This is a genomic window from Streptomyces sp. NPDC048370, from assembly GCF_043200825.1.
Taxonomy (GTDB): domain Bacteria; phylum Actinomycetota; class Actinomycetes; order Streptomycetales; family Streptomycetaceae; genus Streptomyces.
Window position 1 is genome coordinate 128,519 of record NZ_JBICYI010000008.1, and the last position, 13,464, is coordinate 141,982.

The following is a 13,464-nucleotide window of genomic DNA, read 5'->3' on the forward strand; positions in this document are numbered from 1 at the left end:
TCGGGGGCCCGCACCTGAAAAGCCGGCGTACTACTCCCGGGCGGCGGCCTTGGAGGCGGCGGGCGCCGCCTTCGGGTCCGGGGCCTCCTCGAAGGAGACCTTGCCCATGTGGCGGTTCATCGACTTCATCAGCATCCAGACGGCGACGGCCATCACGGCGAAGACGACGAAGCCGAGGACGCCGGGGGTCACCTTGTTCTTGTCCAGCTCTTCGGCGGCGAAGGGGACAAGCTGGGTCAGTGCCAGGTGTGCGCTCATGTCAGGCATTGTCGCGGATGCCCGCGAAGAGGTCGTCCTCGGGGAGGGAGGTCGGCACCAGCGACTTGCTGAGCTCGTACTCCTCCGTCGGCCAGACCTCCTTCTGGATCTCCATCGGCACCCGGAACCAGCCACCGTCCGGGTCGATCTGCGTACGGTGCGCGATCAGGGCCTTGTCCCGGATCTCGAAGAACTCCGCGCACGGGACGTGCGTGGTCAGGATCCGCTCCGTGCGCTCGAACTCGTCCCAGCGCTTCAGCCAGTCGCCGTACGGCGACTCCAGGCCCCGGTCGAGGAGCGCCCGGTGCAGGGCCTCGGTGCGGGGGCGGTTGAAGCCCTGGTTGTAGTAGACCTTCTGCGGCTGGAACGCCGGGCCGAACTCGGCCTCCGGGTACTTCTCGGTGTCGGCCGCGCCGTCGAAGGCCACCATCGTGATCTTGTGGGTCATGATGTGGTCGGGGTGCGGGTACCCGCCGTTCTCGTCGTAGGTCGTGATGACCTGCGGACGGAAGGCGCGGATCTTGCGGACCAGGGCGCCGGCCGCCGTGTCGACGTCCTCCAGGGCGAAACAGCCCTCGGGGAGCGGGGGCAGCGGGTCGCCCTCGGGCAGGCCGGAGTCGACGAAGCCGAGCCACTCCTGCTTGACGCCCAGGATCTCCCTGGCCTCGTCCATCTCCTTGCGGCGGACCTCGTGGATGTTCGCCTCGATGTAGGCGTCACCCTGGAGCTTGGGGTTGAGGACGGAGCCGCGCTCGCCACCCGTGCACGTGACCACGAGCACGTCCACCCCCTCGGACACGTACTTGGCCATGGTCGCCGCGCCCTTGCTCGACTCGTCGTCGGGGTGGGCGTGAACGGCCATCAGTCGCAGCTGCTCAGTCAAGACTCGATCCTCTGTGATTCGTCGCTGAGGGGGTCTCTATAGTGACGGAACCGGGGGGCCGAAAATTCCCACCCCCCGCGGCGAGAGGAACGATCATGAGCGCGGTGCGAGAGCAGCTGCCCGAGGGGCGTTACGGACGCTCCGCGGACGAGCGCGCCGACCGCAAGCTCAAGATCGCCGGTGCCGTGCTCGGTGTGCTGCTCCTCGGGCTGATGGGCTGGTTCGGCTGGCACTACGTCGTGGACAGCAGGATCAGCGCGGAGACGATCAAGTTCGACGTGGTGAGCGACACCGAGGTGCAGCTGCACCTGGAGGTGCGCAAGGACGTCGACGCCCAGGGCGTCTGCACGCTGCGCTCGCGCTCCGAGGACGGGGCCGAGGTCGGCCGCAAGGACGTCCGCTTCGACGAGGCGAAGGACCGGATCGACACCGTCGTCTCCATCCGTACGACCGCGCGCGCGACCAGCGCCGAGCTCATCGGGTGTACCGCGAGGTAGCGGTGGGTAGGGACCCGGTGGCGCGCCGAGCCACGATCGGTCGCTGACCAGGGATGACGTCATCTTGATGGTGTATGTCCTCCCCCTTTTCGCCACTAATTGTTAGGCTCGTGGTTTCGCCCACTCAGGAAGGACAATCCTTCTGGGTAGGGCGATGCTTTGTATTCCCAGTACCTACGAGGAGCACCTGTGACCCAGACCAGCGACAACGTCACCTGGCTCACCCAGGAGGCGTACAACCAGCTCAAGGCCGAGCTGGAGTACCTGTCTGGTCCCGCGCGAACCGAGATCGCCGGCAAGATCGCCGCGGCGCGCGAGGAGGGCGACCTGCGCGAGAACGGCGGGTACCACGCGGCCAAGGAGGAGCAGGGCAAGCAGGAGCTCCGGGTCCGCCAGCTGACCCAGCTCCTGGAGCACGCCAAGGTCGGCGAGGCTCCGGCCGACGAGGGCGTCGTCGCCCCCGGCATGGTCGTCACCATCGCCTTCGACGGCGACGAGGACGACACGGTGACCTTCCTGCTGGCCTCGCGCGAGTACGCGAGCAGCGACATCGAGACGTACTCGCCGCAGTCCCCGCTCGGCGTGGGCGTGAACGGCAAGAAGGTCGGCGAGGACGCCGAGTACGAACTGCCGAACGGCAAGAAGGCCGCGGTGAAGATCCTCAGCGCCAAGCCGTACAACGGCTGAGCCGCAGCATCGTTCAAGGGCCGGACCCCTCTTGGGGGTTCGGCCCTTCGCTGTGCATGCACATGTAATTATGGCGGCTGACGTCACGTCACAAGGGGGAGATGAGACGTGCTGGGACCGCTGCGCGAGGGTACGCCACGCCGGATCGGACCGTACGAGCTGCTGGCGCGGCTCGGGGCCGGCGGAATGGGAGAGGTCTTCCTGGGCCGGGCGGACCGCGGGGGCACCTTCGCCGCCGTGAAGACCGTACGGCGCGATGTGGCGAACGAGCCGGCCTTCCGCGACCGCTTCCGCCGCGAGATCAAGGTCGCGGCCCTGGTGCGGAGCACGTACGCCGCCGCGCCCGAGGGCGGGGACGCGGACGCCGAGGTGCCGTGGCTGGCGACCGCGTACGTCCCCGGGCCGAGCCTGTCGCAGGCCGTGCGGCGGGGCGGGGCGCTGCCGGTGGCGACGGTACGGGAGATGGGCGCCGGGATCGCCCGCGCGCTCGCGGACCTGCACGCGGCCGGCGTCCTGCACCGCGACCTCAAGCCGGGCAACGTCATGCTGTCCGTGGACGGCCCGCGCCTGATCGACTTCGGCATCGCCCGCAACACGGGCGCCACGACCATGACCGCGACCGGGATGATGGTCGGCACCCCCGCGTTCATGTCGCCCGAGCACGTCCTGGGCGCGCGGCACGTCACGGGAGCATCGGACGTCTTCTGTCTGGGCTCGCTGCTCTGCTACGCGGCGACCGGCGAGGACCCCTTCGGGGACGGGCCGCTGGCGGCCGTCCTGTACCGCGTCTCCCAGGCGGAGGCGGACCTGAGCCGTGTGCCGGAGGAGCTGCGGCCGGTGGTGGAACGGTGCCTGCGCCTCGCCCCCGCCGAGCGGCCGACGCCGGCGGAGCTGGTGGAGCTCCTCGGCGGGGAACGGCGGCCCGCGTGGCCCGAGAGCGTACGGGAGCACATCGGCGAGTACGGACGGGAGCTCGCGCAGCTGGTGGCGTCGGGCGGGCCCCTGGTGGAGGTACCGGCGGCGGGCCCGGCCGCGGCCGTCGCGCCGGGGATGGACCAGCTGCCGACGATGGGGGCGGTGGCGCCGTCGGCTCCCGAGCCGCCCCGGAAGCGGCGCCGGGGGCTGCTCGCGGGGGTGGTCGCGCTCGCGGTGCTCGGAGCCGGTGTGGGCACGTACCTGCTGTGGCCGGAGGCCGAGAAGAAGGCCCCGCCGGCGAAGGCGGCGCCTCCGCCCGCGACCGCGCCGGCCGTCGCGAAGGTCGCAGGCGTCGACGACCGGGGCCTCGCCGACGCCTCCGGGGTCGTCCCGCAGAACCCGGCGCAGCGGCCGGCCGGCTGGAAGCCGTGGCAGGCGAAGCTGACGGCCCCGGCGTTCGGCTGCTCGGCCGGGGAGTCCGTGGTGGTCTGCCGGACGGTGGACGGGCGGTACGAGGCGCTGGACCCGGCGAGCGGGAAGCGGCTGTGGGAGGCGGACCTCGTGCCGGACCCCCGCAACAACGAGAGCTACATCGGACCCACCGGCGGGATCTTCATCGCCGGGTCGACCGCTCGGCCGATGGTCCACGGTTCCGCGGTGGTCCTCACCTCCGGCGACAAGCTCCAGGTGCGGGACGCGCGGAGCGGGAAGGTCCGCTGGGAGAAGAAGGCCTGGGGCTCTCAGGACCACAACAGCCGGCCCCTCGTGGGCGACGGGGTGGTCTTCGCCACGACCCGTTCCACCACGGACGAGCTCACGGGCAGGACCATGGTCTTCCTGAGCGCGTTCTCCCTGGCCGACGGCCGTCCGCTGTGGACCAAGTCGCTGACCAACGCGGGTCTCTCCCGCGCGGAGTACCGCCCCTTCGACGCCGTGGCGTTCGCCCAGGGGCGGGTGTACGCGGTGAGCGACGCCGGAATCGTGGCGTACGACGCGAAGAGCGGCGCCCTGCTGGGGCAGGTCCCCAAGGAGGCCGAGGGCTGTATGACCGTGAAGGTCCTCGGCCCCGTGGCGTACTGCTCCGATCACATGGTCGACCCCGACGGGTCGGAGCGGACGGTGCTGCGTGTCATGGACGCCGCCACCCTCGCCCCGAGGGCCGCGCTGCCCGCGCCGGTCGCCGCGCTGAACGCCGAGGCCATGGACTCCCGGACGGTCGTGGCCGCGAACGCCAAGGGCGTGTCGGTCCATGACGCGAAGACGGGTCAGCAGCTGGGTCAGTACCCGACCAAGGCCGCTCCGGCGGGGCTGAAGCAGGCACTGTCGTCACCTCTGCTCGCCGGTGACCAGGTCGTGTACGCCGACTACACCTCGCTCTACACCGTGCGGATCGGCAAGGACGGCAAGCCCTCCGACCTCGACGTGCGGCAGGTCCCGGGGGCACCGGGTCCGCGCGCGGAGGAACGGGGCGAGGTCGACAGCTTCGCCAACATGATCCGGTCCCCCGAGGTGCTGGTCATCGGCGGGATCGCCCACATCGCCTACGACCAGGGCGTCGTCGTCTCCGTCGAGCTTCCCAAGTGACGTACTGAACTTCCACATGACGTACGGAAAGGACGTGTTCGGTGCTGGAAGCACTGCCCGCAGGGCAGCCGCCGCGCCTCGTCGGTCCCTATCGGCTGCTCGCCCGGCTGGGCGCGGGCGGCATGGGCGAGGTCCATCTGGCGTGCCGGGCGGACGCGCCGACGGCCGATCCGTACCGGATGGTCGCGGTGAAGACCGTCCGGGAGGACCTGGAGGTCGACGGGGACTTCCGGACCCGGTTCCGGCGCGAGATCACGGCGGCGCGGGCGGTGAACAGCCCGTACGCGGCGCTGCTCGTCGACGCGGACGCCGACGCGGCCGTGCCGTGGCTGGCGACCGAGTACGTCCCCGGTCCCTCGCTCGCGGAGGCCGTCACCCGGGCCGGGGCGCTGCCCGTCGCGGCGGTACGGGCGCTGGGCGCGGCGCTCGCGCGGGCACTGGACTCGGTGCACCGGGCGCAGGTGCTGCACCGGGACCTGAAGCCCGCGAACGTACTCCTCGGGGCTTCCGGGCCCAAGCTCATCGACTTCGGCATCGCGCAGGCCTTCGAGGCGACGGCGCTCACCTCGACGGGGCTCGTGGTGGGCTCGCCGGGGTTCATGGCGCCTGAGCACCTGGTCGGGAGCCGGGCGGTCGTGCCCGCCTCCGACGTCTTCTGTCTGGGCGCGGTGCTCGCGTTCGCGGCGAGCGGGCGCGGGCCGTTCCACGACGAGGAGATGGCGTCGATCATCTTCCGGATCAGCCGTGCCGATGCCGAACTGTCCGGCGTGCCACAGGAGTTGCGGCCGGTCGTGGAGCGGTGCCTGCGGCTCGACCCGGCGGAGCGGCCGACGGCGGCGGAGCTGGTGGAGCTGCTCGGCGCCGAGGTGCCGACGGCGTTCCCGTGGCCCGGCGGGGTGCTGTCGCTGCTCGCGGAGTACGGGGATTCGGCGCGGCGGATCGGTGAGGCGGCGGCCTCGGGCGCGGGCGTGGCGGACCTGCCGACGATCAGCCCTGAGGTGCCGTACTCCCCCACGGTGGCGGGTCGACGGCCCGCGGCCGCAGAGCCGTCGGCGCCGCGTCGCCGTCCGTGGGGGCGGATCGCGGCGGGAGCGGTGGCCGTGGCGGTCCTGGCGACCATGGGGGTCGTGATGCTCAACCGGGAGGACGGAACCGGCGGGCAGGGCGGGCAGGGCGGCTCCGCGGGGGCCACGCCGAGCGGCGGCGCGAGTTCGGGACGTCGCACGCCGACGCCGAGCGCCGGGCCCGTGGCGCTCGACCATGTGGTCCAGCCGTACGGGGGCGAGGGGCACGCGAGCGACTTCGGCAGGGACGGCTCCGACCACAAGGCCCGCCCGGCCGGCTGGTCCCCGTGGGCGGTCCAGGTTCCGGCGGGCGTCGGCCCCTGCTCACTCGGCCCCGAGGTGCTGGTCTGCTCGGGCGACGGCGGCTCGGCGGTCGCCCTGCGCGCGGCGGACGGGACGAAGCTCTGGACGAAGCCGTCGAGGGGCGCGGAGTTGCAGACGGGCGCGCAGTACCCGGCGGTCGTCGGGGACGTGGCCTGGATGACCGCGCACGACGGTCTTGTCGGATACCGGCTGAGCGACGGCAAGGAGGTGGCGCGACAGCCCGGGCCCGGGGGCGTGTACGCGGTCAAGGGGACGGATCTGCGCGGCGACGTCCTGTACACGACGTATGTCGACAGCACGGACATGGAGAAGCCGGGCGGGTTGGTGACGGCGGTCGGACTTACGGGCGGCAAGCCGAAGGAACGGTGGCGTACGCCGGTCGCCGTCTTCCCCGAGTCGCCGGTGGCGGCGGGCGGGCAGGTGTACGTCACCGGCGACGGCACCGTGCGAGCCCTTGACGCGGGCACGGGGAAGGAGACGGCCCGGGCCCAGGGGCTCGACAGCTGCTTCCACGTCGTGGTCCGCGCGGGCCGCGTCCTGTGTCCGCCGTCGGGGAGCGAAGGCGTCGACGTGCTCGACGCCCGGACCCTGCGTCGGGAGCGGACCATCGGGCAGGGGATGCAGGTGACGGTCCCGCCCGCGGTGAACTCCGCGGGGGTGGTGGCGCTGATCGACGGCGAGCGGCTCGCCACGTTCGACCTGAAGACCGGGGCGGAGCGGTGGAGTCGGCAGCTCGGCCACGAAGGATCGTCGATCGCGTTCGCCGGCGACCGGGTGCTGTCCGTGTCGCAGCAATCGGTCACCTCGGTGCCCGTGACCGATCCCCCGGCCGCCCTCCGCGGCGAGGACACGAGGAGCTTCCAGGCGCCCGAAGGGTCGGGAGCGGTCGAGGGCGAGGAGTTCGCCTCGGGCGTGATGGTCGCCGGCGGAGCCGTCTTCATCTCCCTCGCCAGTGGTGTCCTCGTCTCGGGGTACGCGCCCTGAGGCCCCCGAGCCTCTGAGGCGACGGCGAGGGCCGGAGGGGCGACTCCCCTCCGGCCCTCGCCGTCGACCGGTGTCCTCAGCCGTCCGCGCGGCGGTACTTGCGGACCGAGAGGGTGCGGAAGACGACGACGATCAGGATCGAGTAGATCAGCGACGCCCACACCGGGTACTGCATCGGCCAGGCGTCCGAGGGTGAGACGCCCGGGTCGCCGAAGAGTTTGCGGCAGGCCTGGACGGTGGCGCTGAACGGGTTCCACTCCGCGATGGGCTGGAGCCAGCCGGGGAGCTTGCTGGAGTCCACGAACGCGTTCGAGATGAACGTGACCGGGAAGAGCCAGATCAGGCCGCCGGACGTGGCCGCCTCCGGGGTGCGGACGGAGAGGCCGATGAGCGCGCCGATCCAGGTGAAGGCGTAGCCGAGGAGGAGCAGCAGGCCGAAGCCGGCCATCACCTTGGCGAAGTTGGTCGGCTCCGCGTAGCCGGGGCGCCAGCCGATGATCAGGGCGACGATCGCGAGGACCAGCAGCGTCAGCGCGGTCTGGACGAGGTCGGCGAGGGTGCGGCCGGTGAGGACCGCGCCCCGGGCCATCGGCAGCGAGCGGAAGCGGTCGATGAGGCCCTTGTGCATGTCGTCCGCGATGCCCGCGCCCGCGCCGGCCGTCGCGAAGGTGACGGTCTGCGCGAAGATGCCCGCCATCAGGAAGTTCTTGTAGACCTCCGGGTCGGTGCTGTTGCCGATCTGCATGGAGCCGCCGAAGACGTACGTGAAGAGGATCACGAACATCACCGGCTGGATCAGCCCGAAGAGGATCATCTCGGGGATCCTGGTCATGCGGATCAGGTTCCGTTTGGCGATGACCAGCGAGTCGTTCATCGTGCTCAACGCGCCCCCTCCTTCCGGGTCTGCATGCGGTCCTGGGCCGCGTCCTGCGGCCCGCCCTTCGCCCCGCTCTCGCCGTTCTCGCCGTTGCCCTCGGTCAGCTCGGCCGCGTGGCCGGTCAGCGAGATGAAGACGTCGTCGAGGGTGGGCCGGCGCAGACCGATGTCGTCGATCTCGACGCCGACCGCGTCCAGGTCGCGGATGACCTCGGCGAGCAGCTTGGCGCCGCCGGTGACCGGGACGGTCAGCTTGCGGATGTGGTCCTCCACGGAGACCTCGCCGTGGCCGATCCCCGCCAGGCCGTAGCGCGCGAGGACGTCCTTGGCGCCCGGGATCATCCCCGGCTCGTGGACGACGACCTCGACGCGCTCGCCGCCCGTCTGGGCCTTGAGCTGGTCGGACGTGCCGCGCGCGATGACCTTGCCGCGGTCGATGACGCAGATGTCGTGGGCCAGGTGGTCGGCCTCCTCCAGATACTGGGTGGTGAGGAGGAGGGTCGTACCGCCCGCGACGAGCTCCTGGATGACCTCCCAGAGCGCCTGCCGGTTGCGGGGGTCGAGGCCCGTCGTCGGCTCGTCCATGAACATCACGGGCGGGGAGACGACGAGCGCGGCCGCGAGGTCCAGGCGGCGGCGCATACCGCCGGAGTACGTCTTCGCGGTGCGGTCGGCCGCGTCGACGAGGTTGAAGCGTTCGAGCAGTTCGCCCGCCCTGACCTTCGCCTGCTTGGCGTTCAACTGGTAGAGCTGGCCGACCATCTGGAGGTTCTCACGGCCGGTCAGATACTCGTCGACGGCCGCGAACTGGCCGGAGAGACCGATCGAGCGCCGGACTTCGTTGGGGTGCTTGAGCACGTCGATTCCGGCGACCTCCGCCCGTCCGCTGTCGGGCTGGAGTAGCGTCGTCAGCACGCGCACGGCGGTCGTCTTCCCCGCGCCGTTCGGGCCGAGCAGGCCCAGGACCGTGCCCTCGGGTACGTCGAGGTCCACGCCGTCCAGAGCTCGTACATCACCGAAGGTCTTCACCAGACCTTCGGCGTAGATCGCGCCTGGCATGTGGGTTCTCCCAGGGGATTTGGGCGTTTTCCACCCAAGTTTAGGTTTGAAGGGCTGGAGCCGCCCAACGGGTTTGTGACGGAGCCCACACGCTATCGCGATACATCGCGATATCACAAGACCTGGGGAAAACGAAATCGGCCCGGACGCACGACAGGCCTACGTCAGCACCACGTACCCCGCGTCCCGCAGCGCCGCCTCCACCTCCCGGCAGTGCTCCGGCCCCTTCGTCTCCAACTGCAGCTCCACCTCCGCCTCCGTCAGACCGAGCTGCGGATCGGTGCGCACATGGCTCACGTCGAGCACGTTCGCGTCCACCACCGTGAGCACCGCGAGCAGCGTCGCCAGCGCCCCCGGCCGGTCCGTCACCCGCAGCCGCAGGCTCAGATAGCGGCCCCCGGCCGCCATGCCGTGGCGCAGGATCCGCTGCATGAGCAGCGGGTCCACGTTGCCGCCCGACAGGACCGCGACCACCGGCCCCTGGAACGCCTTCGGGTCGCTCAACAGCGCCGCCACCGGGCTCGCCCCGGCCGGCTCGACCACCAACTTCGCCCGCTCCAGGCAGAGCAGCAGCGCCGAGGAGAGCGCGTCCTCGGAGACCGTACGGACCTCGTCCACGTACTCCCGCACGATCGCGAACGGCACGTCGCCCGGGCGCCCCACCTTGATCCCGTCCGCCATCGTCACCGGCGACTCGATCGCCACCGGGTGCCCGGCCGCCAGCGACGGCGGATAGGCGGCCGCACCCTCCGCCTGCACGCCGATCACCTTCACGTCGGGCCGTACGGACTTCACCGCGAGCCCGATCCCGGCGACGAGCCCGCCCCCGCCGACCCCGACCAGGATCGTGCGCACCTCCGGGCACTGTTCGAGGATCTCCAGGCCCACCGTGCCCTGCCCCGCGATGATGTCCGGGTGGTCGAAGGGGTGGATGAGGACCGCGCCGGTCTCCGCCGCGTACTCCTCCGCCGCCGCCAGCGTCTCGTCCACGACATGGCCGTGCAGCCGCACCTCGGCGCCGTACTCCCGGGTCGCCGCGACCTTCGGCAGCGGGGCGCCGACCGGCATGAAGACCGTGGAGTGCACCCCGAGGAGCGCCGAGGCGAGCGCGACACCCTGCGCGTGGTTCCCCGCCGACGCGGCGACCACCCCGGCCGCCCGCTGCTCCGGCCGCAGCCCGGCGATCCGTACGTACGCGCCGCGCAGCTTGAAGGAGCCGGTTCGTTGAAGGTTCTCGCACTTGAGGTGGACCGGCGCCCCCACCAGCGAGGACAGGTACCGGCTGCCCTCCATCGCCGTCATCCTGGCCACCCCGGACAACATCTTCTGCGCTCCGCGGACATCGTCGAGGATCAGCGGGTGCAAGGGGTCTGGCCTACGGAAGCTCATGACAGCAAGTCTCGCAGCTCACGGGGCTCGTGGCCGCCCGGGAAGAGGTCGTCGGGACCGGTTTGCGCAGCGCAGGTACGCACCCCCGTGGGTCCGCGTACTCTGTCCCCCACCAACCGACCACCGCACGAGAGAGCCCCCACAGCCATGCCCACATCTCAGGACATGACGACTGAGCTTGACCCCGGTCTCCTCGATGCCCTCCAGCACCAGGTGGCCGTCTTCGCCCGCCGGGCCGAACAGACCCGCCTCGGCGGCACCGGGCAGCTCCGCAACTCGATGGACCGCGCCGCCTACCTGCTCCTGAACCGGCTCGACCAGGAAGGCCCGATGGGCGTCAAGGCGCTCGCGGCCGGCATGGGCATCGACTCGTCCACCGTCACCCGCCAGGTCGCCCCGCTCGTCGACACGGGCCTGGTCAAGCGCACCTCGCACCCGGAGGACGGGCGCGCGGTCGTGCTCCAGCTCTCCCCGCGCGGCCTGGCCCGCCTGGAGGAGGTCCGCGCCTCGCGCCGCGAGCTGATGGCGCAGGTGACCGACGGTTGGACGGCGGCGGAGCGCGAGTCGTTCTGCACCCTGCTCACCCGCTTCAACTCCGCGCTCTCCGCCCGCCAGTCGGGTCTGCCGCCCGCCACGGACACGGAGTCCGCCGCTACCTCTTGACCACGGCCGCGCCCTGTCCTCATATGAGGACGTGCGAGATCGGCAGGACGACGGAGCGGGCGAACCTCGCTTCCGCACCCGGCAGTTCGAGGCGTTCGTGGCGGGGGCGGCGGGGCGGCTGCTGCATGCCGCGACGCTGCTCACCGCCGAGACCCGGGCCCGCAACCCGCACGCCCAGGCCCTGTTGACCGCCTCCCTCGCGCAGACCTACGCCCACTGGGACCGGCTGCGCGGCGAGGACCCGTACGACCGCACCCGCGCCGCCCTCGCCGCCCGATTCGCGCGCACCGCCTGGCGGCACCACCGCGGCCGGGGCGGCATCCTCTCCTCGCTCACTCCGCAGGAACGTCTCGTCGTGGTGCTGCGGCTCTACGAGGGCGTGGCGGAGGAACAGACCGCGGCCCTGCTCGGACTGCCCGAGGACCGGGTACGGGCCATCTGCGCCCGCTCCGTGTACGCCTTGCGGGAGCGGCGACGCGGAGGATCCGGCGGCCCCGGGGGCCCGGGAGGCCCCGGCGGCCCTGGGAGGCTCGCCTCATGAGCCGGTACGGAGACAGGGAGGACGAGGTCCGGCGGATGCTGGAGTCCCCGCACCCGCAGGTCCCCGCCGACCTGGCCGCCCGGGCGGTCGCGCGCGGCACCCGGCTGCTCCACCGCGACCGCGCGGTGCGCCGTGCCCTGTGGGCGCTGGTCGTCGCCGCCGTGCTCGTCCTCGCGGTCTGGGCCTCGGTCGTCGAGCCCTGGCAGGGACCCGCGGAGACGACGCCACCGCTCGAAGGCTGGTGACAACGGACCTAGCCTGGAAGGAGCAGGCGAGTCAGGAGGTCGTCATGACCAGGAAAGTCGCCGACTGCCGCAAGGAACCCAGTGTCATGAACTGCACCCTCACCATCATCGGTGAGGAAGAGGAAGTCGTACGGGCCGCGACCGAACACGCGATCTCCGTGCACGGACACGAGGACAGCCCCGAGCTGCGCGCGATGGTGCGCGAATCGCTGGAGGACGAGAAGGTCGCCGCCTGACGGCGGTGACCTTCTCGTGGTCGGGCGCCCCCCCCACGGGGCGCCCCGACCCGGAACGTCTCTCTGAGGCCTAGCCCAGCGCCTGGCGCAGGTCCGCCAGGAGGTCGTCGACGTTCTCGATGCCCACCGAGAGGCGGACGAGGTCCGCCGGTACTTCGAGGGCGGAGCCGGCCACGCTCGCGTGGGTCATCCGGCCCGGGTGCTCGATCAGCGACTCGACACCGCCCAGGGACTCGCCCAGGGTGAAGAGCTTCGCGCGGTTGCAGACCTCGACCGCCGCCTCCTCGCCACCGGCGACCCGGAAGGAGATCATTCCGCCGAAGGCCTTCATCTGCTTGGCGGCGATCTCGTGGCCCGGGTGCTCCGGCAGACCCGGGTACAGGACCTGGGTGACCTTCGGGTGCTGGGTCAGCATCTCCGCGATCTTCCCCGCGTTCTCGCTGTGCCGGTCCATGCGGACCGCCAGCGTCTTGATGCCGCGCAGCACGATCCACGAGTCGAACGGCCCGGCGACCGCGCCCATCGCGTTCTGGTGGTACGCCAGTTCCTCGCCGAGCGCCGCGTCCGCCGTCACCAGCGCGCCGCCCACGACGTCCGAGTGCCCGCCCATGTACTTCGTCAGCGAGTGCACGACGACGTCCGCGCCGAGTGCCAGCGGCTGCTGGAGGTAGGGCGAGGCGAAGGTGTTGTCGACGACCAGCTTCGCGCCGGCCGAACGGGCCACCGCCGCGACCGCGGGGATGTCGGTGATGCCGAGCAGCGGGTTCGACGGCGTCTCCACCCAGATCACCTTCGTACGGTCGTTGACCGCGCCGCGCACCGACTCGACGTCCGAGGTGTCCGCGACGGAGAAGTCGACGCCCCAGCGCTGGACGACCTTGGCGAAGAGCCGGAAGGTCCCGCCGTAGGCGTCGTTCGGGATCACCACGTGGTCGCCGGGGGCCAGCAGCGTCCGCAGCAGGCAGTCCTCGGCCGCCAGACCGGAGGCGAAGGCCAGGCCGCGCCGGCCGCCCTCCAGGGCCGCGAGGTTCTCCTCGAGCGCGGTGCGCGTGGGGTTGGCGCTCCGGCTGTACTCGTAACCGCCGCGCAGACCGCCCACGCCGTCCTGCTTGTACGTGGAGACCTGGTAGATGGGCGGGACGACCGCGCCGGTCAGCGGGTCGGCGGTGTTGCCCGCGTGGATCGCGCGGGTCTCGAAGCTCTGGTGGATGTGCTCGTCGCTCATGTGTCAGGAGCGTAGTCCCGAGGACCGGGGACCG

At 71.7% G+C, this 13,464-nt stretch carries 14 protein-coding genes; 8 read left to right on the forward strand and 6 right to left on the reverse strand.

The features are described from left to right. Positions 1-30 precede the first annotated feature (30 nt). Complete coding sequence (locus tag ACGFYP_RS19385) at positions 31-267, reverse strand: hypothetical protein (protein WP_393494664.1); 237 nt, start codon at positions 265-267, stop codon at positions 31-33. Beyond that, positions 260-1,141 (reverse strand): mycothiol conjugate amidase Mca, encoded by an 882-nt coding sequence (gene mca, locus ACGFYP_RS19390; protein WP_393494667.1) that lies wholly within the window; start codon positions 1,139-1,141, stop codon positions 260-262. Before mca ends, ACGFYP_RS19385 begins: the two co-directional genes overlap by 8 nt. A gap of 95 nt (positions 1,142-1,236) precedes the next feature. Between mca and ACGFYP_RS19395 the strand changes: the two genes are divergently transcribed. The 4 genes from ACGFYP_RS19395 to ACGFYP_RS19410 all read left to right on the forward strand — a co-directional run bounded on the left by ACGFYP_RS19395 (position 1,237) and on the right by ACGFYP_RS19410 (position 7,196). Then, a complete protein-coding gene (locus ACGFYP_RS19395; RefSeq protein ID WP_393494670.1) occupies positions 1,237-1,638 on the forward strand; it encodes a DUF4307 domain-containing protein in 402 nt (133 codons plus the stop codon). Between the two features lie 189 nt (positions 1,639-1,827). Beyond that, positions 1,828-2,325 (forward strand): transcription elongation factor GreA, encoded by a 498-nt coding sequence (gene greA / locus ACGFYP_RS19400; RefSeq protein WP_361968235.1) that lies wholly within the window; start codon positions 1,828-1,830, stop codon positions 2,323-2,325. 108 nt (positions 2,326-2,433) lie between these two features. Further along, positions 2,434-4,824, forward strand: coding sequence for a PQQ-binding-like beta-propeller repeat protein (locus ACGFYP_RS19405; protein ID WP_393494673.1), 2,391 nt, complete (start codon positions 2,434-2,436; stop codon positions 4,822-4,824). A 41-nt stretch (positions 4,825-4,865) separates the two neighbouring features. Next, positions 4,866-7,196: a protein kinase gene (locus ACGFYP_RS19410; protein ID WP_393494676.1), complete on the forward strand. Its 2,331-nt coding sequence runs from the start codon at positions 4,866-4,868 to the stop codon at positions 7,194-7,196. 76 nt (positions 7,197-7,272) lie between these two features. On the opposite strand, the gene ACGFYP_RS19415 is transcribed toward ACGFYP_RS19410, so the two are convergent. The 3 genes from ACGFYP_RS19415 to ilvA all read right to left on the reverse strand — a co-directional run bounded on the left by ACGFYP_RS19415 (position 7,273) and on the right by ilvA (position 10,520). After that, positions 7,273-8,070: an ABC transporter permease gene (locus ACGFYP_RS19415; protein WP_361968771.1), complete on the reverse strand. Its 798-nt coding sequence runs from the start codon at positions 8,068-8,070 to the stop codon at positions 7,273-7,275. 5 nt (positions 8,071-8,075) lie between these two features. Then, positions 8,076-9,131 (reverse strand): ATP-binding cassette domain-containing protein, encoded by a 1,056-nt coding sequence (locus tag ACGFYP_RS19420; protein WP_393494679.1) that lies wholly within the window; start codon positions 9,129-9,131, stop codon positions 8,076-8,078. A gap of 159 nt (positions 9,132-9,290) precedes the next feature. Next, positions 9,291-10,520, reverse strand: a complete 1,230-nt coding sequence (gene ilvA, locus ACGFYP_RS19425; RefSeq protein ID WP_361968765.1) for a threonine ammonia-lyase — start codon at positions 10,518-10,520, stop codon at positions 9,291-9,293. A 147-nt stretch (positions 10,521-10,667) separates the two neighbouring features. On the opposite strand from ilvA, the gene ACGFYP_RS19430 reads away from it, so the two are divergent. The 4 genes from ACGFYP_RS19430 to ACGFYP_RS19445 are packed head-to-tail and all read left to right on the forward strand — an operon-like array spanning position 10,668 to position 12,205. After that, positions 10,668-11,183 (forward strand): MarR family transcriptional regulator, encoded by a 516-nt coding sequence (locus ACGFYP_RS19430; RefSeq protein WP_361968763.1) that lies wholly within the window; start codon positions 10,668-10,670, stop codon positions 11,181-11,183. A 31-nt stretch (positions 11,184-11,214) separates the two neighbouring features. Then, positions 11,215-11,724 (forward strand): sigma factor-like helix-turn-helix DNA-binding protein, encoded by a 510-nt coding sequence (locus tag ACGFYP_RS19435; RefSeq protein WP_393494684.1) that lies wholly within the window; start codon positions 11,215-11,217, stop codon positions 11,722-11,724. Next, entirely contained in the window at positions 11,721-11,969 is a 249-nt protein-coding gene (locus tag ACGFYP_RS19440; protein ID WP_393494687.1) for a hypothetical protein, read from the forward strand. The genes ACGFYP_RS19435 and ACGFYP_RS19440 overlap by 4 nt, the downstream gene beginning before the upstream one ends. A gap of 44 nt (positions 11,970-12,013) precedes the next feature. Further along, the gene (locus ACGFYP_RS19445) at positions 12,014-12,205 is read left to right on the forward strand and encodes a DUF1059 domain-containing protein (protein ID WP_361968757.1); all 192 of its coding nucleotides are present in this window, start codon (positions 12,014-12,016) and stop codon (positions 12,203-12,205) included. Positions 12,206-12,275: 70 nt separating this feature from the next. On the opposite strand, the gene ACGFYP_RS19450 is transcribed toward ACGFYP_RS19445, so the two are convergent. After that, complete coding sequence (locus tag ACGFYP_RS19450) at positions 12,276-13,430, reverse strand: cystathionine gamma-synthase (RefSeq protein ID WP_393494690.1); 1,155 nt, start codon at positions 13,428-13,430, stop codon at positions 12,276-12,278. Positions 13,431-13,464: the final 34 nt, after the last annotated feature.